At 41.1% G+C, this 25034-nt stretch carries 24 protein-coding genes; 3 read left to right on the top strand and 21 right to left on the bottom strand.

Annotation, left to right across the window (positions count from 1 at the left end; all coding sequences use genetic code 11):
* Positions 1-36 precede the first annotated feature (36 nt).
* On the top strand, positions 37-714 hold the full coding sequence (locus L1077_RS12975; protein ID WP_237137217.1) for a class I SAM-dependent methyltransferase: 678 nt from the start codon (positions 37-39) through the stop codon (positions 712-714).
* Positions 704-1681 carry a GNAT family N-acetyltransferase gene (locus L1077_RS12970; RefSeq protein ID WP_237137216.1) on the top strand — a complete coding sequence of 326 codons (978 nt, stop codon included), beginning with the start codon at positions 704-706 and terminating at the stop codon, positions 1679-1681. The genes L1077_RS12975 and L1077_RS12970 overlap by 11 nt, the downstream gene beginning before the upstream one ends.
* Before the next feature lie 42 nt (positions 1682-1723).
* Here the strand turns inward: L1077_RS12970 and L1077_RS12965 are convergent, their stop codons facing one another.
* The 21 genes from L1077_RS12965 to flgB all read right to left on the bottom strand — a co-directional run bounded on the left by L1077_RS12965 (position 1724) and on the right by flgB (position 23849).
* Positions 1724-3088: an NAD(P)-binding protein gene (locus tag L1077_RS12965; protein WP_237137215.1), complete on the bottom strand. Its 1365-nt coding sequence runs from the start codon at positions 3086-3088 to the stop codon at positions 1724-1726.
* A 21-nt stretch (positions 3089-3109) separates the two neighbouring features.
* Complete coding sequence (locus tag L1077_RS12960) at positions 3110-4426, bottom strand: DUF4910 domain-containing protein (RefSeq protein WP_237137214.1); 1317 nt, start codon at positions 4424-4426, stop codon at positions 3110-3112.
* Positions 4427-4429: 3 nt separating this feature from the next.
* Positions 4430-6514 (bottom strand): motility associated factor glycosyltransferase family protein, encoded by a 2085-nt coding sequence (locus L1077_RS12955; RefSeq protein ID WP_237137213.1) that lies wholly within the window; start codon positions 6512-6514, stop codon positions 4430-4432.
* Between the two features lie 22 nt (positions 6515-6536).
* Entirely contained in the window at positions 6537-6833 is a 297-nt protein-coding gene (locus L1077_RS12950) for a hypothetical protein (RefSeq protein WP_237137212.1), read from the bottom strand.
* A complete protein-coding gene (gene fliS / locus L1077_RS12945; RefSeq protein WP_237137211.1) occupies positions 6823-7251 on the bottom strand; it encodes a flagellar export chaperone FliS in 429 nt (142 codons plus the stop codon). Before fliS ends, L1077_RS12950 begins: the two co-directional genes overlap by 11 nt.
* Positions 7252-7268: 17 nt before the next feature.
* The gene (fliD, locus tag L1077_RS12940) at positions 7269-8690 is read right to left on the bottom strand and encodes a flagellar filament capping protein FliD (protein ID WP_237137210.1); all 1422 of its coding nucleotides are present in this window, start codon (positions 8688-8690) and stop codon (positions 7269-7271) included.
* A 21-nt stretch (positions 8691-8711) separates the two neighbouring features.
* Positions 8712-9122, bottom strand: coding sequence for a flagellar protein FlaG (locus L1077_RS12935; protein ID WP_237137209.1), 411 nt, complete (start codon positions 9120-9122; stop codon positions 8712-8714).
* A gap of 85 nt (positions 9123-9207) precedes the next feature.
* Positions 9208-10170: a flagellin N-terminal helical domain-containing protein gene (locus L1077_RS12930; RefSeq protein WP_237137208.1), complete on the bottom strand. Its 963-nt coding sequence runs from the start codon at positions 10168-10170 to the stop codon at positions 9208-9210.
* A gap of 159 nt (positions 10171-10329) precedes the next feature.
* Positions 10330-11295 (bottom strand): flagellin N-terminal helical domain-containing protein, encoded by a 966-nt coding sequence (locus L1077_RS12925; RefSeq protein ID WP_237137207.1) that lies wholly within the window; start codon positions 11293-11295, stop codon positions 10330-10332.
* A gap of 466 nt (positions 11296-11761) precedes the next feature.
* Positions 11762-12724: a flagellin N-terminal helical domain-containing protein gene (locus L1077_RS12920; protein WP_237137206.1), complete on the bottom strand. Its 963-nt coding sequence runs from the start codon at positions 12722-12724 to the stop codon at positions 11762-11764.
* A gap of 334 nt (positions 12725-13058) precedes the next feature.
* Positions 13059-14303 (bottom strand): flagellar hook-associated protein FlgL, encoded by a 1245-nt coding sequence (flgL, locus tag L1077_RS12915; protein WP_237137205.1) that lies wholly within the window; start codon positions 14301-14303, stop codon positions 13059-13061.
* A gap of 2 nt (positions 14304-14305) precedes the next feature.
* On the bottom strand, positions 14306-16333 hold the full coding sequence (gene flgK, locus L1077_RS12910) for a flagellar hook-associated protein FlgK (protein ID WP_063363455.1): 2028 nt from the start codon (positions 16331-16333) through the stop codon (positions 14306-14308).
* A 1-nt stretch (position 16334) separates the two neighbouring features.
* Entirely contained in the window at positions 16335-17327 is a 993-nt protein-coding gene (flgJ, locus tag L1077_RS12905) for a flagellar assembly peptidoglycan hydrolase FlgJ (RefSeq protein WP_237137204.1), read from the bottom strand.
* A 104-nt stretch (positions 17328-17431) separates the two neighbouring features.
* Entirely contained in the window at positions 17432-18526 is a 1095-nt protein-coding gene (locus L1077_RS12900; RefSeq protein WP_237137203.1) for a flagellar basal body P-ring protein FlgI, read from the bottom strand.
* 11 nt (positions 18527-18537) lie between these two features.
* Positions 18538-19218 (bottom strand): flagellar basal body L-ring protein FlgH, encoded by a 681-nt coding sequence (gene flgH / locus L1077_RS12895; protein ID WP_237137202.1) that lies wholly within the window; start codon positions 19216-19218, stop codon positions 18538-18540.
* 17 nt (positions 19219-19235) lie between these two features.
* On the bottom strand, positions 19236-20024 hold the full coding sequence (gene flgG / locus L1077_RS12890; RefSeq protein ID WP_023401742.1) for a flagellar basal-body rod protein FlgG: 789 nt from the start codon (positions 20022-20024) through the stop codon (positions 19236-19238).
* A gap of 18 nt (positions 20025-20042) precedes the next feature.
* The gene (locus L1077_RS12885) at positions 20043-20807 is read right to left on the bottom strand and encodes a flagellar basal body rod protein FlgF (RefSeq protein WP_063363459.1); all 765 of its coding nucleotides are present in this window, start codon (positions 20805-20807) and stop codon (positions 20043-20045) included.
* A 110-nt stretch (positions 20808-20917) separates the two neighbouring features.
* The gene (gene flgE / locus L1077_RS12880; RefSeq protein ID WP_237137201.1) at positions 20918-22270 is read right to left on the bottom strand and encodes a flagellar hook protein FlgE; all 1353 of its coding nucleotides are present in this window, start codon (positions 22268-22270) and stop codon (positions 20918-20920) included.
* Between the two features lie 38 nt (positions 22271-22308).
* Positions 22309-22986: a flagellar hook assembly protein FlgD gene (locus L1077_RS12875; protein WP_237137200.1), complete on the bottom strand. Its 678-nt coding sequence runs from the start codon at positions 22984-22986 to the stop codon at positions 22309-22311.
* Positions 22987-23001: 15 nt separating this feature from the next.
* On the bottom strand, positions 23002-23433 hold the full coding sequence (gene flgC, locus L1077_RS12870; protein WP_063363462.1) for a flagellar basal body rod protein FlgC: 432 nt from the start codon (positions 23431-23433) through the stop codon (positions 23002-23004).
* Positions 23434-23435: 2 nt separating this feature from the next.
* Complete coding sequence (gene flgB / locus L1077_RS12865; protein WP_063363463.1) at positions 23436-23849, bottom strand: flagellar basal body rod protein FlgB; 414 nt, start codon at positions 23847-23849, stop codon at positions 23436-23438.
* Between the two features lie 541 nt (positions 23850-24390).
* On the opposite strand from flgB, the gene L1077_RS12860 reads away from it, so the two are divergent.
* Positions 24391-24903 (top strand): phage virion morphogenesis protein, encoded by a 513-nt coding sequence (locus L1077_RS12860; RefSeq protein ID WP_239032987.1) that lies wholly within the window; start codon positions 24391-24393, stop codon positions 24901-24903.
* Positions 24904-25034 lie beyond the last annotated feature (131 nt).

Genomic DNA, 25034 nt, shown 5'->3' with positions numbered 1-25034 from the left:
TGCTATAAAACCTAAACACAGATAAAGGTAATTAACATGTCATTTTGTCAAAATTGGGATAATTTATACCGCGCCAGCCAGCACATGTCTATTTGGCCATGGAGCGTAGTAGTTGCAGCTTCACTGCGTCACACACAACTTCGAAACGCCGATGAAGACTTCAGAGTATTAGAAGTAGGATGTGGTGCAGGTGCTAACTTCCCATTCTTCTTGTCTTACTGCAAAAATGTGTACGGTATAGACGGAAGTGAATTCATCATTAACCAATTAAAGTCTCGCTTTCCTGACATCGCTGACACGCTATTCACTGGGGATTTTACCCAACCATGGCCATTTGAAAATGACTTTGACTTAATTGTGGACCGTGGTGCATCCGTGCACAACCCAACAGCAAGTATTGAGAAGTATTTAAAGCAAGCTTTTGAAAGGCTCAAACCAGGCGGTATTTTATTAATTACAGATTGGTTTAGTACAACTCACTCTGATTACGACAAGGCACCAGTTTCGATTGATAAGTACACTAAAACAGGCTATACCAGCGGTTCGTTTGCCGAAGTTGGCAATGTAAACTTTTTTGATGAGCCACTGATTCGAAACCTTGTTAGTGCATTTGAAATTATTTCACTAACGCACGGTTGCGACGAAGATATCGCATCAGGGCATAAACATGCATGTTGGAATATGATTTTAAGAAAGCCACAACATGAAAAGTAAATTCAAATTAGTACAATGTGAACTAGATGGTGATTGGGATAATTTTATAAATCAATCACCAAATGGGGCTGCATTTTTTCAAAGTGACTTTATACACAACCTTGGCGTCCCTTACCATGCCTACTATTGTTGTAAAGGCAACGAGAAGTTTGCTGCAATACTGGTGATCACCAATTCAGAAGGCAGCGCTATTGTTGGGCATCATGATGTCATATACGATGGTATAGTGCATCGAGATACCAAACATTTGAACACCGCTCAAAGCCACTCAGAACAGTTTTCTGTTCAAGAAACTATCGCTGAATTTCTCGCCCATAACTATAACTCAGTGTACTTAAAATTACATCCAAGCATTTTAGATATCCGATCTTTCCTTTGGGTAAATTATCATAACGCTGGTCCAACTTTTACAGCCATTCCGCGTTACACAACATGCATAAATATCTCTGAATTCGCAGATGAATTTATCTCCTTAGAAAACAGCCAAAACTACTTGAATAGCTCAGTATCAAGACGTCAGGAAATCAGATACGGTATTAAAAAAGGCGTCGTTGTTACCCAATCGAAGCAATTTGACACGTTTGCGCAGTACTATTCTCTCACGATGGCAAGGCAAGATATCCACATTGAGCAGGTTGCTATTGAGCAACTTGCCCAACAACTAAAGAACCTTGCGCATTGTGGTAGGTTGATCATGTTTGAAGCGAAAACCCAGTCAGGTGAAACAGGAAGCTTTGCATCATTTTTACTCCATAAAGATACAGCCTACTATTACTATGGTGCAAATAAACCAGACATGAGAGATTCACACACAGGTACTGCCGTGATTTGGCAAGCCATGCCGGTTTTAGCTGGATTAGGTATAAAAAAGATCGATTTAGAAGGGATTAATAGCCCCCAAAGGGGCTGGTTTAAACTCAGTTTTGGTGGAGATATTTCACCATACTTTCATTTGCAGCTAAGCTAGCAACACGCCAGAATCACTGCTGTAATTCTGGCTTTACACACATTAAAGCTCATTAATAGAGTTATACGCATCAATCAAAACATCTGCCTGGCGCCAACATTTACCACTATATCGTCCCGACACAATCAAATTATCTACACTTTTATCCAATAACTCAAAGTTATGAAGATTGACATCTTTAAACTCTTTCGTCGGAACAGGGAATGTATTATTAATAACCTGTGTTTGAGAACTTATCACCTGTGCGCTTTCATCGACGATAGACATTGCTTTAAGCTGCGCGACTACATCTTCAAGTGAATAAGAGGACACGTCGTCTGGTGAGCACAATATCTCTGCTGACAAATGATTATGGGATACACTTTTATCCAAATTAGGGTATAAAGTCAGTCTAAAAATATCGGTGCTACTGTCCCAAACCCAAAGATAATGAGATTTTTGATTAGTCAGAGGTTTATCAAAGTTTAAGTGAAATATAACCGCTGTTCTTAATTCCATTTGACCTCGTTGCGGCTCTATACCTAACGCATTCAGCGCTATAAACGGCGGTGCACTCCAAAACAGCAGATCGCATGACAGTACTCTGTCCGAAGCCAGTTCAATATGGGTGATTTTCGTACCCGAACGAACTATCTTTTTAACTCGCTCTGATGTAATTACTTCGACGCCAGCTTTTTCAACTTGAACAAGCAACTCTTGAACCCAATGGCCAATGCCTTCCCCATTATTCGGATAAAAGTATTTCACATCAGGTAATTTATCACGCTCTTTTCTCGCTAAAAAATCCTGCTCAGTTTGATATCCCAATTTACTGTCAAACGCTGGGAGCTCTTTAAGCTGAGCAGCAACATCAGCAGGTAATGCCAAGATACGCGTGAAACCAAAAAGACCAGCTTCCATAGTCAGTCCGCGAATATCCGTTAACTTACCATAAAGCTTTTGCAAGATAGGCACTACAATGCTGTGTGTAAACACGACCCCCAAAGAATTAATGCAATGGTCATAAATAAATTGCTCTGATGGCTGGTGAGTTAAATTAATCAACTCACCACATCCTTGGGAGTAAACCGCTGGCTCTAATTTTTGAGCATTTGGAAAAGGGCTTGATAAATCCCAGCTTCCGGCAAAATAATTACCCGACTCGAGTTTATCAATCGTATTCCACTGTGATTTACCGTCTACATGACCAAATAATATTTGGTCAAGTTCTTCTACGCCCGTTGCGTTAGGTATGTGCGAGCCCATATCATATGCTGCACCTTTACTATCCTTTATCGAGCAAAACAGCCCACCTATGCACTCTGCTTGTTCTATCAAAACAACGTTATACCCTCTTTTTTTTAACAACAAAGAGGATACCAATCCACAGACTCCACCGCCTACTATTACTGCGTTTTGATTTACCATGACAACTCCTACACTGCTTTTTTAGGATTCAACCATCTTCAAGAGCGCTTGTTCTTCCAACTTGTGAATAGCCGTTGCCATATCACCGACAGATACCCCCAGTTTTTTCGCAATATCAATGGTGTCATGTTCACCATCACCGTAACTAAGCAGCATCTTTATTTGATTTAGCTCATCCACCTGCTTTTTTCTTTCTTCACTAAAAAAGCTAAGTGTTGGATATAGCCCACGATCACCAAGTTGTGGCTCACCATAAGGATACTGGTTTTCAAACACAGCGGTTTGTTCCATCTCAAGGAAAATTCGCTCTAGTTTATCAATGCTATCTAGCAGCGGTTCAATACCCATATATTCTTTATCGTCCAAAGACGTATGATATTGAGAGTAACCATCATGAAAACTGCGACTTACACAGCAAACTGGTAACTGGAAACCCGGTGAGTTGTACTGCCTTTCATCTGAGCCAGATAAAGGTGAAAAAGCAATATTGCGATGATCATGTCCATGATCATTGAGGTGATACAGTAACTTGTCTAATAGACCGCTATCATTACGGCTGTGTTTGAAGGTTAATTCTTCCTGTTTGCCCCCAACACAGTTAATCACCAAGCCTGCAACCATATTCTTTGAAAAGTTCTTGTGCTCTAAATGCAACAGGCCAAGACTACCTATGGTTTCTGGATGAAGTGCAAATCGATAAGTATAGCGCCTACTTTTCCATTTTTTAATACGATGATATAACCCGAGTAATACTAGTGGACCGCTCAGCTCATTATTCGCCATAGATGGATGGCATAAATATGAACTTAATAAAACCTCTTGTTTACTTTCACCTTGTAATACCGATTGCGCTATATCTAACTGACCGTCAACAAATTTACTTTTGATTACTGCTTTGTAGCTGCCTTGAGATAGCTTGTCTCGTTCAGCTTGTGCTATGCAAAATCCCCAGCGACGTTTGTAATAACTGGTGACATAAGGGATAGCTGTGGGCTGCTCCGGCAAACTATACAAATGGTTTTGCAATTCATCCAAATTAAGCGCTTTATCCACCGCCTCTGAATAATTTACTACCTCAAGATTCAAGCGATGCATATCAGCAACCCGCTCCCCATCAGGTGCTTCTATATAAGCTTCCGTACAATGCCACTCCTGGGGGACTTGCCAATCAAAGATTTTTTCGCCAGTTTTAATGGAGTTTATTTCCAAGGGAATATAACGATTAAATATATCGTAACTTTGGCGCAGACCGGGTCCAGTTATGGATCGTAAAATAGGAAAAAGCTCGTCAAATAATTGGCTATAGAAATCCACTGATTCTTGATACTGCGAACTCACTGCTTACTCCTTGCCCAAGTCACACTTGGCACGATAATTAAGTTCATAAAAGTCTTTCATTTCAGATATGTAGCTTATCCATAGCGTATTTAATTTGGTGTAACTTTGTAAAGTATAGTGCTCGTCTTCATAGGTATAAAGTAACGTCAACAATGGGCAGTGGTAATATAATAAAGCGCCTTTAACCATATGAAATAAATGCGACAATGGCGTGTTTTTATAAGAATAGACAAAACGAGCTTGACGCATTAAGCAATCAGATGCTGCTTTTCTATTTTTAACATCTTCATTCGCTAATTCGATTAAATGGTCACATAATTCATTAAAAGCTGAAATGGCTACATATTGTTCATCGACTTTATCAATATCGAATCGCTTGAAGAAATCAGATTTAATCGCTTCAACTTGCACCTGTTTATTAAGCTTTTCTGGAATTGGTAACAGTTCCTCTGCAGGAACAGGGTGAGCGCCTTCTAATCTTGCACCATTACCTACATTGTAAATAGCTCTTTTAGGGTAATAATCGATTAACTTTTCCAATTGGCTATGGGCAACAGCAAAGAGTTCATTGGTTTCTACCTGTCCACCAAAATTCGCGGGTAAGTATTTACCATCCATTGTCAGGCATATCATCCCTTCTTCATCATCATCATTCTGATCGACTTTATATATGCTGTCTTTACTATGGTGCTCTCCTGTTGGTAAATTACCATTGTCGACACCGAACAAGTAAATATTTTTAAATCCTGCATACATGGCAAATGATAAAGCCGCATTTGCAACAACAGGGTTACAAAATGGGATCAAAGGCAATCCTTTACCACCATTAAAATGATTCAACATTTCAATCAAAAAGGTTCCTGCCTCATTATCCTTTGCGGCAATACCTGCCCATTTATATCGCTCTACGTTATCAGGATATAAAGTATTTAAACCAATTAAATTTGTTTTCTGGTATATTTCTTCTGGCACTATATCGCCAAAGATTTTGTAATTAGAATAAGGCCTTTCTACCAATATATGAAAATCTACTGGTATGCCTTTGTTATATAAAGTCGCAATAGAAGTTCCCGCTGCTAGTACTATTGCGTTTTCATGATTTTGTTTAATGAACTCTTCCGCTTCATCAAGTGAAGGGCCATTACCAATAATAAAAATAGGTGTTGAGTAATCTACATTTGAAGACTCTTTGCTAGCTAGAAAGGCAACGTTTTTTTCCATTAAATGAATACTGTGCGCCAACCCAGTTATCGCGTCATTAAAAAAACCATGTCCAAATTGAAAACGGAAGTATTCACTTGACCACTGTTGAATTAACGCAACGATTTCAGGCTGTGGAGTATGCTGGTAGCAAAAACTTTTCACAATTGAAAAAGCGCCAACTTTATTGGCAATAATTTCTAAATCTTTTATGAACGTATTGGTGTCTGCACCCAATTGAAAGAACAAATTACCACCTTGCTCATCAACCGTTTTAATAATATCAAACCAATCAGCACAAAATAAGCTTGCAAAAAACGTCTCTAAATCAGGCTCAACAAAAAATAAATAGTCAAACGTTGTCTGCTCAAGTAAAAGAGGTATGTGATAGCCTAGGCCAACGCCAAATATAAGCCCCGTCGGAAAATTTGCAGGTAATTCATTGAGACGTTCAGGTTCATCTTTTTGAACCTCCTGCAATGCTTCAGATAGTGCAGCCATATAACGAACATGTATTCTATCGTCATCACCAGCTGAAGGATAAGAGCTATAATCAGTAGAGCAAAACACCGGTTTTTGTATGCTATTCATCACCTGAACCCTAGTTTGCTCGATTGGGTCCTCGCTGTAGATCGGTGCGCTATAACCTTTTGGTACAAAGTTTCCATGCCCAGTCTTGGTTACATGGATACAGAAGTCCTCACGGACGGAGTAATTTTTAAAAGTTTCAGCAATATCAGGGAAATACTCTTCAAAACATGCAATATTTTTTGAAAAACGTTCATTTGCTTCTGTAGCAAATTGAGCTTCTCTTTGCTGCTGCTCGATTGACACATTAAGCTGTTCGCTCAAAGATTCGATTTGTTGTTCTAATGATTTATCTTTCATATGGGTAGAGTTTTGTGGTGGGTCACACGCTTTTGTACGCGTTAATTTTTTTCTTGTTTCCTTGCTGTGTTATCAACTGCTGAGAAACTTTTACTTTTTGCTTGGTCAAATATTGATTCAGCTGGCTCAAACGCTCATTAAACTGATTAAGAAGGCTCAATTGATACTCAGAGACCTCCCCATTACAATCAGAAAAAAACTGTTTAACACCTGTGTCTACGTCGACCATCAGCGTTTCCGCATCATCAAGTTCACCAGCCTTACATAAAGACTCTAGCCGCGTCAGGTTATCTTCTACATTAGATAAACTAGCCGACATTGGCATCTGCGCCATTTTGAGACAAGGTCTTTTCCCTAACATCGTAAGGAATAGCGTCCCAAGCTGACTTGATCTCTTTCAATAGATTCGTTACTTCATCAATAATTGAAGGATCATTTTGTAAGCTTGCATCAAGTAGCCTATCTAGCATGTAAGAATATAAAGCGTACAAGTTTTCAGTCACCTCGCCTCCCACTTCAAAATCAAGACAATCTCTCAACGCAGAAATAATTGCAGATGATTTAGAAATATGTTCAGCTTTTGCCTCAAGATGCTTTTTCTCAATCGCAACTTTAGCCAACACCATTTTCTCAATTGCGCCTGCCATCAGCATTTGGATCACTTCGTATCTATCGGCACCTGCAACTCGAGTTTTAAGTGCCTCACGCTGATAATTTTTGACTCTTGCGTTATACATAACGGCTCCTTAATTTGTTATTTCTTAGAAGTAAACCCAGGTAGATTGGCAAGCTGGGCTCCTAGATAGTTTTGCGTTTGCTGCATCTGCGCAATCAAAACATCCAAGCCAGCATATTGCTTACGTAGTCTATCTTCCAAAGATGCCATCCGATATTCATGGTTTAAAACATCTTCTTCTAGTTCCTTAATCTGACCATTTAAGCTATCTTCCCGCTGCTTAAGTATTCCACTTGAGTCTACGTAGTTACCAAGTAACGATTCAAGTTGTTTGGCAACCCCATTCTCTCCTGCAAACGCTGTGCCAATATCATCAAAATTTGAATCCATCGCTTCATTTAAACTGCGCACTAGAGTCGATTTTTCTAGATACCCTTCGTCATCCACACCTAAACCGATATCAAATATAGACTCAAACGGACCTGCATCCGTTAACGACGTTGATAACGCACTAATCAATTGGTCGTCTAAACTTCGCATTGACGAGTCACCATTCAGCGGCTCACCAATTCGAGTCCTAAACCCTATCTGCCCAATGACCGCGTTGTAGTTTGTTATTAGTTCATCGATGAGTGTGTTAACAGACTCTCTATCGTAGTCAATGTTAAGTCTAGCCGTTTCATACTCACCACCACTATCTTGCACACTCTTGGCTTTTGCTGTAATGGTCATATCTTGAACGGCGTCTTTAAAAGTATTTGTCTCACTGTTAACAAGTAAGCCATCGATAGTAATTATAGCGTCTTTCGCCTCATCATCCGCACTAATGACCATCCCACCAGTCGGATTCAAAGTATCATCATAGGTCTCCAGTGCATCCATCTCTGCGGTATCACTGGTAATAACTAAATTATTACTTGACCCAGTTACACTTGATGTTAGAACAAGCTTACTGCCAACGCCAGTAATGCCCGTATTAACAATGTTTGCAGTTAACCCAAAGTTATTATCATCCGCATTGATAGCATCTCTGAGCTCATTGAGCGTCATCCCAGCAGTCACGGATAAATCGAAAGACTTGGAACCCGCAGCAAATGATAAAGTGCCCCCTGAGGCGCTAACAACCGAATCAGCATTATCAAAAGCACCGTCTGTACTAACAGCTCGACTGCCTTGTGCTAGCTGTTGTACCGCGATATCAAAATTACCTACCGAAATATCAGAAGTTGGCGTAACACTGATAATATCTCCGCTAGTGGGTTGCGTTATATTTGCAACACGCTTATTGAAGTTCTCAATGTCCGCCAATTTTTCGACGGTATCATTTAAGGTAGACAAGGAAGACTTTACTTCGCCAATCGCTGAAAGCTCAACACTCAGGCGTTCATCTTTAATTGCGAACTGTTGCATCTTGGGTCTATTTTCAGCATCTACCGACGCTTTAATAATACTTTCAAGATCCAAACCGGAGCCTACTCCAGCAGATGTAATAAGTGGCATTTTGCTACCTCCAACTAATAATCAAGCTGTTCTATCAAACAACAAGCCCTTTCCTGATACTTTATCGGCAAATTCATCTAAAGCCTTAGCAACTTCTCGAAACTCTTCTGAAGGTATTTCCCTAATCACTTCTTCACTGTCTCTGTCAATCACTCTAATGAAAGGAGGATCTCCATTTTCATCAAACTCAAAAGACAAATTAGTGGAAGTAACAGGTAAAACATTGTTAAGCCTGTCTAGGTTAGCCTTAACCTCTTCAAACAATTCCGGTTTTACCGGACCCTTATCTTCCTTTTTTTCTGGGGATTGCTCAAGCTTAACTGTGTCTTCGACCGCTCGTAGTATTTCATTTCCGTCTTCGGGCTTCACTATGTCAGGGGTTGGCATCATGTTGTTCGATCCCACTCCCAATGCAGATTGAACATCTTTCATAATACACCTCCAAGCAACAAGCCTAGATTACAGTATACGTCAAGTTTGATATGAGTCCCAAACTTGACGTAACCGTAACGCCAAATTAACCAAGTAGAGAGAGTGCGACCTGAGGTCTTTGGTTAGCCTGACTCAAAATTGAACTACTTGCTTGTTGTAGGATCTGCATTTTAGTCAATGCCGCCGTTTCCTGCGCAAAGTCAGTGTCACGAATTCGCGATTGTGCAGCTGATAGGTTTTCAGAAACGTTCGACTGGTTACGGATAGTAGATTGGAATCGGTTTTGAACCGCACCTAGCTCCGCACGCTTTTTGTCAACAACCGCAATCAAAGCGTCCATACCCGCTAGTACTGCCTGCGCATTCGCCTGTGAAGATACAGAGATACCACTGGCGGTGAACACGGTAGCAAATGTCGCGTTATCCGCTGACGAGCCAACTGTGTCACTGATTGTACCAGCTGTAGCACTTAAAGAAGCACCTGTTACTGCACTGGCTACACCTGCAATACCCGATAAGGTAAACCCGCTATTAGCTTCAATTGAATTAGCTGTACCACCAATATTCTTCATGCTAAAGCCAATGGTTTGCACAGCATCTGCACCCACCTGGAAATTAGCATCATAAGAGCCGTCAAGTAAGTTCTGACCACCAAAGGTGGTATCCGCTGCAACCCTATTAGCTTCTTCAGACAGTGAGCGAATTTCCTCTTGGATCGCTAATCTGTCTTCATCAGTATTTGAGCCGTTTGAAGCCTGTTGCGCAAGAGTTCTAATACGCTGGAACATTTGCGTTGTTTCATCTAAGGCACCCTCAGCTGTTTGCGCTAAAGAGATACCGTCATTTGCATTTCGAATACCTTGATTTAAGCCATTAATTTGGCCTGTCAAACGGTTCGAGATTTGCAAACCTGCCGCGTCATCTTTCGCACTATTAATACGAAAACCTGACGATAGTCTTTGGAAAGATGTATCCAAAGAGCTCGACGAGTTATTTAACTGTCTTTGTGCGTTCAATGAACTCACATTGGTATTTACATACAAAGCCATAATAGCCTCCGCTTTATCGATTAACTCGCAATAGCGGGATACCCCTACCCTGCTATTACGAAGTATTAGAGTCCTAGAGTTATAGTTCTCTAACTCTGCTATCGACCGATAAAGTGAAAGCTTTAGCTAAATTTGCAAATATTTTTAAAAATTTATTAATTAACCTTGTAAAAGACTTAATGCAGCCTGAGGTCGCTGGTTTGCTTGACCTAAAATTGTTTGGCTAGCTTGCTGTAAGATCTGGTTTTTAGTAAGTTTAGCGGTTTCCATAGCAAAGTCAGCATCTCTGATCCTAGATTTTGCAGCCGCTAAATTCTCGGAAATATTAGACTGGTTTCGAATCGTAGACTGAAATCTGTTTTGGACCGCACCCAGCTCTGCTCGCTTTTTATCTACCACGGCGATCAATGCATCCATACCTGCCATAACAGCCTGAGCATTGGCTTGGGATGAAACACTGATACCACTTGCAGTATAAACCGCAGCAAAAGTCTTTTGATCAGCCCCTGTTCCTATTGCGGTACTAATCGTTGCTGTTGTAGCACTTAATGATGCACCACCAACGCCACTTGCAACACCTGCAACACCAGATAATGTGAAGCCACCGTTGGTAGCCAGTGAATTAGCTGTTGAACCGACATATTGCATACTGAAACCAATTGTCTGAACAGCATCAGCACCCACTTGGAAATTAGCTGAATAACTACCGTCTAACAAGTTTTGACCACCAAAGGTCGTATCTGAAGCAACACGGTTAACCTCTGACGCTAGCTGCCTTATTTCCTCTTGTATTGCCAAACGATCTTCATCAGTATTTGAACCGTTTGCAGCCTGTTGTGAAAGCGTACGTATACGCTGGAACATGCTTGTGATTTCATCCATGGCACCCTCGGCAGTTTGAGCCAAAGATATACCATCGTTTGCATTTCGGTTGCCTTGGTTTAATCCAAGTATTTGCGATTGCAAACGGTCGGAAATCTGTAAACCTGCCGCATCATCAGCAGCACTATTAATACGTAGACCAGATGATAGTCTCTTAAATGACGTATCAAGTTCTACGCCTGATTGTTGCAGCTGTCTCTGTGCGTTCAACGAGCTGACGTTAGTATTTACAAATAAAGCCATGATTCACTCTCTCTATTCAAAAGCTCTTATGAAGAGCTATTTATTCGTCTAAGAGGCAATCCAAATCGTTAAATGTTTTTTAACGATGGGGCAATGGACTGCCACTTAACACAACTTTTTAAAGTTTGAATATAAGAAAGCAAGCAACGTGCCAAAAATAAAATTTAATATTTGACGCTTATTTAATTTAAAGGTGAGATTAATAAAAACAAGGGGAGTTTCTTTTAATGCACTGAATTTAAAAATAAAAAAGGAGGCATCGCCTCCTTTTTTGAAAGTTTGAGAGTGAGTGTCAATATTTTATTCTAAATATTGGCACGGAAAGTGCTAACATTAATGTGTTCATTGAATACATGAACTGTTTTGGATTTTAAGCTCCTCCGCTTTATCATCCAATTCTGGTGTCTGTGTTAATACCCCATCAAGCACAGACACCGTTTTCCTCCGCTTTATCAAGTACCTAAGATTAACCTAGAAGACTTAATGCTGCTTGTGGACGCTGATTTGCCTGACTTAAAATTGTCTGTGACGCCTGCTGAAGGATCTGCATTTTAGTTAGGTTAGCTGTTTCAGTCGCAAAGTCTGTATCTTTAATACGAGATTTCGCAGCTGAAAGGTTCTCAGCGATATTTGACTGGTTACGAATAGTCGATTGGAATCGGTTTTGTACCGCACCTAGCTCCGCACGTTTTTTATCAACAACTGCGATTAATGAATCAACCCCAGCTAATACCGCTTGCGCATTTGCTTGAGATGACACTGAAATACCACTTGCTGTAAATACGGTTGCAAATGTCGCGTTATCTGCTGATGAACCCACTGTCGAACTAATATTACCGGCTGTTGATGAAAGGTTTGCGCCAGTTACACCACTAGCAACACCCGCAATGCCTGACATTGTAAAACCAGCGTTAGCTACCAAGCTATTATCAGAGCCACCCACAGTTTGCATACTAAAACCGATGGTTTGTACTGCATCCGCACCAACTTGGAAGTTTGCAGAATATGAGCCATCAAGTAGGTTTTGACCACCGAATGTGGTGTCAGCAGCAACACGGTTCACTTCTGATGAAAGCGAGCGTATTTCCTCTTGGATAGCTAAACGGTCTTCATCTGTATTTGAGCCATTCGAAGCTTGTTGCGCCAGCGTACGAATACGTTGGAACATTGACGTTACTTCGTCCATCGCCCCTTCTGCTGTTTGCGCCAATGAAATACCGTCGTTCGCGTTACGGTTACCTTGATTAAGACCGTTAATCTGTGAAGTTAATCGGTCTGAAATTTGTAGACCTGCTGCATCATCAGCTGCGCTGTTGATTCTGAAGCCTGATGATAAACGCTTAAATGAAACGTCTAATGCATTGCCTGAATTATTTAACTGTCTTTGAGCATTCAATGAACTTACGTTAGTATTTACATAAAGTGCCATGGTAATTCTCCCACTGTAAACTGAGTACTTACTCTCAAACTTGTAACTCTCTGCGCCTTCGAGCTAAATGAACTGTCCGGCTTGGTTAATTAAGTTATCGGACGGCAAAAAGTTTCCTTTAGACTTTTTTTAATTTTTTTTTCAAGACATTGAAAATATTGAGCTTATTTTGTTTTTTTCGTGGTTTTTATGGAAAACGGTAAATGCATTCCGCATGAGGAAACAAGTTTTTTACTATATATTTTTAAAATAAAACTAGTGAGTTAGAGTAGAAAATTGAATATTTGGTGGGTTTAACTAAAAAAGCCGCCAAACAACTGGCGGCTAATAGGTATTAGCGAATATAGTCGAGTAAAGATAGATTAGATAAGCGCCCATACGTTGCTTGAGACGCTTGCAATTGCGTTTCATGCTTAGTCAGCTCTGTAATCGCTTCCGCCATGTCTAACTCTATCAAATCTGCTCGCGCAATTTTATTATTAATGTCTAAGTCAATATTAGCGTCAGTGATCCGGGTGGCCGTATTCTTTCTTCCTCCAAGGCCAGATTGCACTTGAGATACTCGGTTTTTTGCATTCTCTAAACCAATCATGGAGTCAGCCAAAACCTGTCGATAATCTTTATCAGACAAAGTTGGATCTTGCACAGCATTAATTAGATTCTCAAGTGTATTTAATACATTGTCTTTTTCAGGCTTTTCTAACTCAAACGTAATCGTATCAGCTGCCCCCGCAGTGCCAGTAAAACTAAACTCCATCCCAGCAACCTTGATATTATTTTCTGTATAGGTGCCACTTTCAAAAACTGTTGCACCTTGCATCAAACGATAACTAGGCGGTGCCGTCGTGCCATTTAGCTCCAACTGAAAGTCGTTACTACCTGCCGGTGCAGTTGGATCTGGGTTAAAGTTAGATTTGTGAAACAAATCAAAAGGGCCTTGTTGAGTGACATAAACATCCGCACTTACAATACCACCTGTCGGCGTTGCTGTATTGTTCACAACATTTAAGCGCTGTTCAACACTCTCAAACACATCATAGCCATTATCACTTGACTTTATTTCTACTCCTTCTGCCACCTTTATTTTGTGTTGGCCTTGGTCCCCTCTGTATGCATATCGATTATTATTGCTATCGAAGTCATAAGTTCTCGTATTATCCTGATAACCTGAAAATAAGTAGCGACCATCTTCCGTTTTTGCATTCATGAGTTCTAGTACAGCAGTCTGAATGGCTTCTAACTCTTCAGATAATGACGCTTTATCTGGTGCAGTTAATGCACCGTTACCTGCGTTTACTGTCAGCTCAATTGAACGCTCTAATGATTCCTTGATATTTTCAAGAACACCTTCCTGGGTATCTAAACGACTTTTTAGCATCGTTAAATTTTTCGTATATTGCTCATTCGTCTGTATCTTATCTGAATAAAGTAGCGACCTCGCCATTGCTGAAGGATCATCTGATGCCGTTAATACCCGCTTCTGAGTATTAACCTGCTTCATTGAATTATTGACTTCTTGCTGACTATTTAAAATAGAATTCAAGTTGTTCTTAAAAATCATATTATGAGATAAACGCATAATTACCTCGCAGCATTAATTAATGTATCAAAAACAGTTCGCGCTGCACTCAAAATCTGTGCAGATGCCGTGTATGACTGTTGAAAACGGAGTAAATTTGCCGCCTCTTCGTCTAAATTTACACCAGCAACTGATTCAAACCACGCTTCTGATTGCGCCGCAAGTGCGTCATAGGCAGCACCATTAGTTTTTGCTTGGTTAGCAACAACGCCTATTTCTGTGACCAAGCCCGCATATGCTTCATTAAACGTCTTATGATTATCCGCCACGGTTGTTGTAACCACATTCTGACGTACTAACTGTCCTGACTGTAATTGGCTGAGGATCAATCCATTGCGGTTGTCATCAAAGCCGCCTTCATTAAATTCAATCGTGTATGTATCACCAGTAGCAGGCTCCCCATCTATATCGAAGTCAAACCCATAATTTGCATACACACCACCAGCGGACGCCAAAATATTTTCTCTTGGTGCCGCAGCTGTAAATGTTGTCGTACCGTTACCATCCGTAATAGTGTATTCATCTGGATTGCCAGTTTTCTGTATGGTAATCGTACCTTGCGCAAGCGACGGTGGATTTGTCGCCGCAAAATTGCTGGTAGCAGGATCGGTATTGGTCACTGAACCAACAGAAATTGTCGCATTACTTACATTATCAGCTGAGGATTCAGTTCTGATCGGTGAAGCTAAGGCGACGCTTTCTGGTCTATCTGTTGCTAACGACAATGTCCCAGCGGCTGCTGAATTAAGCTTAATATCAAAAATATCTCCGTCATTGGGTAGCGCAGCAGCACCGCTTACATCAGTGAAGTTAATTTGCAAACCATATAATTCAGTTCCAGCTGGTGCTGTTGTCGAATTTAATGGATCCGTATAAGCCACATTTGTTGGAGTGCCGATGGTATTACCATATGCATCGATTGCCGCAATGGTTACATTACCTGCGTTATACGTAACTCTAAAATCTGTTGCAGGGATCTGATCACCTTTTCCTGGCTCTAGCGTTGCGGATAACTGAGTTGCACTGGTGTTCGTCCGATGCGGAAAACCAGACGTGGTCGGTATCGAAAATAAATCCCCTCCCAAGTTACCATCCAAATCCATGCCTAATCTATTCTGTTGGTTGAATGCATCAGCAAGAGATAGTGCAATTTGCCCCAATTGATTTTGTGCTGGGACTAAAATTTCATCTCTAAATGCCAACAGTCCACCAATTTTACCTTGAAGCTTTGTTTGATCGACTTCTAATGCAATGGCACTGCCCTGTGTAACATCAAGCGTTAACTCTTTTCTATTTGGATCTGGATCCCCATCAAGAGAAAATAAATTAAATGTGCCATTCTCCATCACTACAGCTTGACCGGTACCAAGAAAAACTAATTTTTCACCATTTGAACCATCAAGTACCTCTATATCAACGAGTTCAGATAGCTCTTTTATTGATTGGTCGCGCTCATTCAGTACAGAATTAGCATTATTGCTATCAGGATTAGCGTTAAGCGCGCCGACTTGGCCGTTAAGATCACTAATTTTTTGAATTAAGTTATTTGCTTCTTGCGAGTATATTGCGAGCTGCTCATTAACAATATTACTTTGATCAAAAACGATACCTGATAGACGATCCATTTGATCAATCATATTTTGTGCGTCGGTCAAAAATAGAGAACGTGTTACCGTTGAAGAAGGCAAATTCATTGCTTCTTGCAAATTATTAAATAAAGAGTTAATACTGGTGTTTAAGTTATTCGACTCTTCACCAAATAATGTATCTACACGTGCAGATTCAGTCACAAACTGTTCATAGTAAGACTGGCTGGAGATGTCTCTGTATAATTGCTTTTGCGCAAACTCATTTATTAGACGAACGGTTTCACCTCGCCCTACCTGATTACCAACTAAAGTTGAGTGCTCTGTTCGCTCGCGGACATACCCGACTGTATTTAGATTGGCAATATTTCTACTGGTCGTTTGCAATAACTCACTACTTGCTCTGACGCCAGAAGTACCAATGTTCATCAAGTTAAAAGACATATTAGTTTACTCCTTGACGCATAAACGATGTCACTGCGGACTGAAAGTGCGAGCCGCCTAATACATTTTTTATCTTGTTGGCATAATTAGGATCGGTTGCATACCCAGCTTGTTGCAAAGCGTCTAAATATTCACTAGGTTTAGCCGCTTTTTTGAGGGCGTCTTCATAGCGGGGGTTAGACTGTAAAAAGTTTACGTAATCACTGAAACTATCTTTTAGTGACTCGTAAGCCCGAAAGTTTGCTTGTTTTTTAACAGGTAAGCCCTGTTCAAATTCGAGTGTCATTTTACTGGCACTGTCTCCTGTCCAGCGGCTATCCGCTTTGATATTAAATAAGTTAAAACTGCTATTTCCGTCAGGTTTTGCAATCACATGTTTTCCCCAACCCGTTTCTAAGGCAGCTTGAGCCACCATAACAGCTGGGTTTAATCCGATTTTCTCAGCAGCTGATTTCGCGTAATCCCACAAGGTATTAATAAACTCTTCTGGGCTTTCAAAAGCTTGAGGATCAGTTTGTTGTTGCTGAGCGACTTCTTTAGGTGCTGAGGTAGTCAACTCAGTACTGTCTGGAGTATTTACATGTGAAGTTTGGCCATTGGCTATTTTATCGCTTTGGATCTCCGCCCCAGTGCGAATAACGGAGGAAGGCATATAACCATCTTTTTGCGGAGAAAGTTGCTGAACAATTAAATCAGCTAAGCCTAAACTACCTTTACCTGACAGCTCTAATGCCATCTGCTGGTCATGCATGTCACGGTAAAATTTAACACTGCTAGAATTGAAAGGACTATCTTTGTCCTCGAATGCTTCATTGGCTTTACGCATACTGCTCAATAGCATTTGCGTAAAGATTGATTCAAACTGCTCTGCAGCTTTTTTCAACGCCTGCTTTGATGCATCACCGTCCCCTGCACTTTTTAATGCATCCTGTCTCAGTGAGTTCAGGTTGTTTAAATCAAAAAAGCTTTGATTATGTGTAGGATCAGTATTCATGGTCAAAAACACGTCGTTAAAAAATGAATACTTAATTAAATGCAAATATTAGGCCAAAAAAAAGCCTCATAAATATGAGGCTAACTTTTTGATTATAAAACAAACTATATAACGACTAATTGACCATGTATTGCACCCGCTTCTTTTAGTGCTTCTAATATCGCCATCAAATCACCGGGAGCTGCACCAACCGCATTAATTGCACGAACTAGATCATCCAGACTGCTGCCTGGGTCAAAGACAAATGCACGCGAGTCATCTTGATCAACATCCACAATACTTTGTTGCGTAACAACTGCGTCAGCATCTGTCAAAGGCTGTGGCTGTGACACATTTGTTTGCTCAGCAATTGTCACGGTTAATCCACCGTGTGTTATCGCTGCTGGCTGTAACTTAACATCTTTACCAATTACAATCGTACCCGTTCTTGAATTAACGATAATTTTTGCCGAAGTATCTGCTGGTTTAAACTCAAGGTTTTCCAGAGTAGACAAATATGCAACACGTTGTGATGGATCTCTTGGCGCGATGACCCTCACAGAGGCCGCATCCAGTGCACTAGCACTATTAGGCCCCACTAGTTCATTAATTCTGTCAGCTAGGCGTTTCGCAGTCGTGAAATCAGGGCGGTTCAAATTAAACGTAATATGATCCCCTTGTGTAAACGGACTTTTAACTGCTCGCTCAACCATAGCACCGTTGGGAATTCTGCCGACTGTCGGGGTATTAATCACTACTCGGCTGCCGTCTAAACCTTCAGCGCCTAAACCGCCGACAATCATGCTGCCTTGTGCTATTGCATAGACGTTACCATCGACACCTTTTAAAAATGTCTGTAATAATGTACCGCCTCTCAAACTTCCTGCACTACCAATGGATGAAACAGTGACATCAATACTTTGTCCTGGTTTTACAAATGGCGGTAAATCAGCATGCACAGCAACAGCTGCTACATTCTTAATCTTCGGTTTTAAGTTACCTGGCAGCGTAATACCAAAGCTGTTTAGCATCGCTTTAAAGCTTTGCTCCGTAAATCGACTTTGCTCCCCCGTCCCAGGCAGACCAACCACCAAACCATAACCTATAAGTTGGTTACTTCTCACTCCTTCAACAACGCTGACGTCTTTAATTCGCTCAGCTTGTGCATTGACCGATATGAAAAGGAACAATGATAAAATAAAACTTTGAAAAATACGCATAATCTATTTCCTTAAAACGGCATTAATGTGCTCATGAAGAACTTAGTTAACCAGCCTGCGCTCTGCACTTCTTGCGTCTGTCCTTTACCCGAGTACTGAATACGTGCATTAGCAATTCGATTTGATTCAACTTCATTTTCTGCTGAAACATCTTGCGGCCTCACTAACCCCTCTAAACGAATAAACTCTTCACCCGTGTTAAGCGTTAGCCATTTCTCACCTCGGATCACCAAGTTACCATTGGGCAATACTCGCATGACATTTACAGAGATGTTACCAAACAAACTATTTGATTGATTCGCTTGTGCATCACCTTGATAGGAAGAATTCGCTCCCATATCTAATTGAATGGCATCGCCACCAATATTGACCGGTACGTTACCAAGACCAAGAAAGGGATCCACATTGACTTCACTGTCTTTATCTAATTTGGAATTAGCCGCTTTAGAGGCTTGGGTAGATTCTCTCAACACAACTGTAATTATGTCGCCGACTCTCACTGCTTTTTTATCTGAGTACAGATCATTTGAATATGAATTGAACAGTGAACCTGTTGTGACAACTGGCTCAGCCTCCATTTCGGGATACATAGGTGCGTAATAAGGATCATCTCTAACAACATCACTGTTTTCCGTAGACATGCACCCGCTTAAGCCTAAACCTAACGCAACTATCAATATACATTTACGCATGATCTGCCCTACCCTACTTAAAGTTGTTGATTGATGTAACTCAGCATTTCGTCAACCGACTTAATGACTTTCGAGTTCATCTCATATACACGCTGGGTCTCAATCAGGTTTACCAATTCTTCAGTCACGTTCACGTTTGACGTTTCAAGAGCACCTTGAACCATAGAGCCCAGCCCTTCAACCCCCGGGTTACCTTGCACTGGGGCGCCACTTACAGCTGTTTCTGTATACAAGTTTTGTCCAATCGGCTCTAACCCTGATGGATTGATAAAATCACTGATAACTAATTGACCAATGACCGTGTTTTCAGCCTGACCATTAATACTTACGGATACTTCACCATCTTGGGAAATAGTAATGGAATTCGCATTATCTGGTACTGTCATTTCTGGCTGTACCGGGAAACCTGCACCAGATGTAACAACACGACCGGTTTCGTCCGTCGTGAACTGTCCATTTCGAGAATACGCAATGGTGCCATCTGGCATTTGTATTTCAAAAAAGCCAGGGCCTTGTATCATCCAATCCAAAGAGTTTTCAGTGCTTATCATGTTGCCCTGAGAAAAGTTCTTTTGGTTGGCCACCACTTTTGAACCTGCACCAAGCATTAAACCTGAAGGTAGCTCAGTATCCTGTGATGAGCGCCCACCGGGCTGATTGATATTTTGATACAGTAAATCTTCAAAAATAGCACGGCTCTTTTTATAACCAACCGTACTGGCATTCGCCAAGTTATTTGAAATAACTGAAATATCAGTTTGCTGAGCATCAAGCCCTGTTTTACTTATCCACAACGCTGGATTCATAATCTATACCTCACTCTCTTAAACTATGCGCAGGAGCGAAGTGTGTCGCTCGTCAATTTCTTCTGCTGACTTCATTAATTTAATTTGCATCTCAAACTGTCTCTGGTGGTTTATCAAATCCACCATCTCATGAACAGGGTTTACATTAGACATTTCTAGATAACCACTCATCACTTTTGCTGTTGGAGATACTTCGCAAAAACCACAATGCCCATCATCAAGCTGGTCTTCTTGTGGTCTAAATAAACCATCATTACCCTTTTCAAGCTGGTTATTATCAGCGGTAATTATTTTCAGCCTATCAACGGTTTCTAAAAAGTTGGCAGGTGCTCCTTGAGGGCGAACTTGAATGGAGCCATCATCACTGAATACCACTTTATCGATAGGCAAAGGTAATATAATCGGTCCGCCTTCGCCAATTAATTGACGTCCATGACTTGTGACCAGAGCCCCGTCGCTAGTAATGTTCAAGGTACCTACTTTTGTATACGCCTCTTCACCACTGGCATCCATAACACTGATCCACGACTTCTCATCAACCGCGATATCTAAATCACGACCTGTTTCTGCAACTGCGCCGCTTAACATATTAGTACCAGGGCGCTCTTGCATGGCAAATACCCGTGTTGGTAAGCCTTCACCAAAAGCTTGCATAGAGCGAGCTTGAGCAAAGTCTGCTTTAAAGCCTGTCGTATTAGCATTTGCTAGATTGTTCGCCTTGAGCGCCACACCTCGCAAGCTTTGCTTAGCACCTGACATGGCGATATAGAGCATTTTATCCATGAGAACGACCTAAAACTGTTCAATATATAGTGATAAAAGCAATATTGGTGCCAAGGTGAGTGTCAAAAAATAAAAAAGCCGCAAATGCGGCTTTTAAGAAGAGATAAATATTATCGGATCTGAAGGATATTCTGTTGCAGTGTTGAGTTCACTTCAAGTGCACGCGAGTTTGCTTGGAAGTTTCTTTGCGCACTGATCAAGTCAACTAATTCATTTGTTAAGTTTACATTCGATTGCTCTAATGCTGATGAATTAATCGTACCTAAAGTACCTGAGCCTGGTTCACCGGCAATTGGCTCACCAGAGGTTAAACTTTTCTTCCAACCTGTATTACCCGCTTCTGTCAAACCTTGTGAGTTTGAAAATCTCACCATCGCAACCTGTCCTAAGAAGGTTGAGTCACCATTACTGTATGACGCAACAATCTTACCATCAGAGCCAATGTCGATACCTGCAAGACGGCCCGTTGTCGCACCATCTTGATCAAGTGCCTTAACTTCAAAGCGGCTCGCAAACTGCGTTGGTAATTTATTCGTTGTATTCGCTTCGTCGCGCCAGTTTAACTGAATATCAGACGGAAAGGTTGCACCGTTGGTCAATAACCCTGATACGTTGGCTGCTGTTAAATTAAGTGGGTTAAAGGTTGTACCTGTATTAGCGGTTTCTGCAGCACCAGTATGCGCTGGAAAACCCTGCGCATTAAATCCAAATTCAGTAATGGGCGTTATTGCAGCAGGTGCAACAATTTCATTACCGTTCGCGTCAAAAGGCTTTCCACCTAACGTTGCATAGACCTGCCACTCATTTGCGTCGGTTGTTGGGTCTTCTTTACGGAAAAATAACTGTAGGGTATGTGGCTCACCCAAAGAGTCATACACTGTCGTCGACGTTGAGCTATTATAAGATGCTGTTGTATCTGGGTCGAATGCAATGGTTGGTGCCGTCGCTGTCGAATCTAAGTTAAATGATGAATAAACATTTGTTGTTGCACGCGGAGAGCCTGACGCGTCAGGTATTTGCAACGGTGACGACGTACTTAAGCTCACTGATGTTGTATCACCCGTACTTGGGTCAACAGGGAAACCCTGTAAAAAGTTACCATTCGCATCAACAATAAAGTTATCTTTATTCAGCTTAAATGCACCTGCACGGGTGAATGTATAATCTTGGCTGCCTAAATCTTCACTTGTCGCAAAATAACCCTCACCTGTAATAGCAAGATCAAGCGAGTTTTGTGTAAAGTTTAATGAACCTTGGTGGAATTGCTGAGCAACCATGGTCGTTGATACACCATCACCATTTTTGGTTTTACCAGCACTGAACACTGACGATGCATAAACAGAAGCAAACTCCGCACGGGATTCTTTAAAACCTGTGGTATTTACGTTTGCAATGTTATTAGCTGTGGTGTCCAAATCTTTTTGGGCTGCAGCTAGTCCTGTTAAAGCAATATTAAAACTCATACTCTAATACCTCTATAAATGAAGGTTAAATCTTTTGATTAAGCTATCTCTGCAACGTCAGATAGTCTAACTGCACCAGCTTTAGTATTAATGACAATGCCCTGAGAGCCATTGACATTCACACTATCAATATTTCTAAATGTTGCTGTTGGCAATGACTCAAACTTACCGTTTGTTTGCCCTTCAGCTTTAATTGTGTATTCACCTGGAGGGGCTGGCTCATCATTATCAGTCAATCCATCCCACTCAAAACGTGTTGCACCTACGCTTTGCTTACCTAATTCAATCTTTCTTACAAGCTCATTCTTATCATTGACGATACTCAAAGTAAGCTTTTCGACAGGCTCTGCCACAATGATGGAGCCTCTTGCCTGCATCCCAGGTCCATGCTCAATGGTGTCAGATTCGAGCAAAGCTTTTTTACCTATCAATGTCGACGCTTGAAGTGCTGAATTTGATGTCATCGATGCCGCCAATGATTCAAACTTCGTATTTAAGTTTGAAATACCCTCAGCCATCGTAAAGTTGGTCATCTGGGATATCATCTGATCATTATCAGCTGGTTTACTCGGGTCTTGAAAAGACAATTGCTGAGTAAGTAGCGCAAAGAAATCTTCCTGCTTTAGCTCATCATTTTTCTCAGTTGGCACTTTTTTATCTTGCCAACGCAACGAGTCAACAAAGGACGAAGTTGCGGAATTGACATCATTACTCATCAGCTATACTCCCAATTAGCGCTGACCAAGCAACAGAGTTTTACTTAACATCTGCTTTGCTGCGTCTGCTACTTGAACATTCGTTTGGTACGACCGTGAGGCGGAAATCATATTTGTCATTTCTTCCACCACATTCACATTCGGTTTATAGATATAACCATCTTTATCAGCACTTGGGTGGTTAGGGTTGTATTCAACTTGCAGAGGCTTGTCGCTTTCAACAATACCTAAAACCTTAACTCCCACAGACGAACTCAATGTATTAGGATTTGCCGCTGCGGCCTTATTTAATTCGGCTGCAAATACGGGGTGCCTAGCTCTATACACTTTATCCTGACTAGAACTGATGCTGTTTGCATTGGATATATTACTGGCAGTAGTATTCAAGCGTACATTTTGTGCACTCATGCCAGAGCCCGCGATATCAAAAACGTTATATAAACTCATAATTAGGCTCCTTGACCACCACCAAGCGCTTTTTTCAAGCTTTTAAATTTACCACCCAAAAAGTTCAAACTAGCTTGGTACTCTAATGCATTTTGTACATACAAGTTTCGTTCCACCTGTATATCAACCGAGTTACCATCGCCCGTATCTGTTTGATTTGGATTGCGAAATAATTCTTCACTGTTAGTCAATCTTGTCCCACCACTAATGTGTTTTTCGTTGGTACGGGTCATCTGATTGCCGCTTTGCTGTGCCGACTTTGCCGCGTTCAACGCTCGGCCAAAATCTATATCTTTTGCTTTGTAACCGGGAGTATCAGCATTTGCGATATTACTCGCTAAGATCTCTGCACGTTGAGAACGGATCAACATTGTATGCTGATGCACCCCTAGCGCTTTATCAAAACTAATTGCCATAACCAACTCCAAAAATTTGACTATATACAGGTTAATGCAAAAGTAGGACCAACTTTATATTTAATTTAGACCTTAACCTTAGCCTATAAATATCAATAAGTTAAACAGTAATAATGAGTAAACCGATTTTGTAAATAATGTATTTTTAACTCTTACATAGCTGTCTTTAAGCAGGTTTTATTCCAGCAGATGTAAGAACTCTGACAATAACGATTCAAAGGATGGCACTTTGTTTGGGTTGGCATTTAGATTACTGCAAACAGCTTATCCAAAATGTGAAGCACTGAGACAAGACTCAGTGAGTAAATCAATAAATTAATGTCAAATCTCGGTATTTAAAAGCCTAAATTTATTACGTTTTCTCAAGTTGTCCAATTAATCCTTAGTAACATTTAAAAACAAAGGCGCGGACTTAGATACCATCAATATGTTTAAAGTTAAAAGCTCAGCGATAGAAAAACGTATTCAAGGTGGCATATATGAATTGTGGCGGTAGGGTGAGACTCGAACTCACATCATAACTGACGTTAACCGTTACCCATTGGAAACACTACCACCGCTACTAATTATTACTCATGTATTAGGTAGTTACAATATAAGCAACACACTAGAAATCCTCACACACGGGGATGCAGTAAACATCTTGCCAGAGATTGCTGACAAGTTCACAGACCTCAGCGACTCCATGAATGAAATTGCCGCCATTATGGAGGGAGCCAGTGAAAACGCCTTTGCTAAAGAACGAAGTCCAGTGACAGGTGAAGCTTGGCAAGGGCTCAGTGAGAACTATCTCAAGCAAAACCCCAAACGTGTTGGCGGCCAAATGCTGCAAGTCAGTGCAGGCGGTTTAGCTGCTAGCATTGCTGCGGACAGTGGCGACTTCTGGACTGAGATTGGCAGCAACAATCCTTATGCCGCGATTCATAACTTTGGAGGTGAGCCGGACATGGCACCAGGTCCGGCAGCCATGCCACAGCGCCAATACTTGGGTGTAAGTGCTGAGGAAGAGCAACAAATCATTGAGGTGTTAGCAAGCTTTATCATAGAAAATTAAAAAACGCGCTAAAACGTCCTCTATGGCGCTAAGCGCGTTTACCCGCCGCAATGATATCTTTATTCAGAGAAAACAGCGTTAACCCCGTTTCGGAACGTTTCCGAGACCATAAATTCAATCAAACGCTGAAG

The sequence above is a fragment of the Pseudoalteromonas luteoviolacea genome, from assembly GCF_021654285.1.
Lineage (GTDB): Bacteria > Pseudomonadota > Gammaproteobacteria > Enterobacterales > Alteromonadaceae > Pseudoalteromonas > Pseudoalteromonas luteoviolacea_J.
The sequence above is the reverse complement of the archived record's forward strand: the minus strand, read 5'-3'. Positions and strand labels throughout refer to the sequence as shown.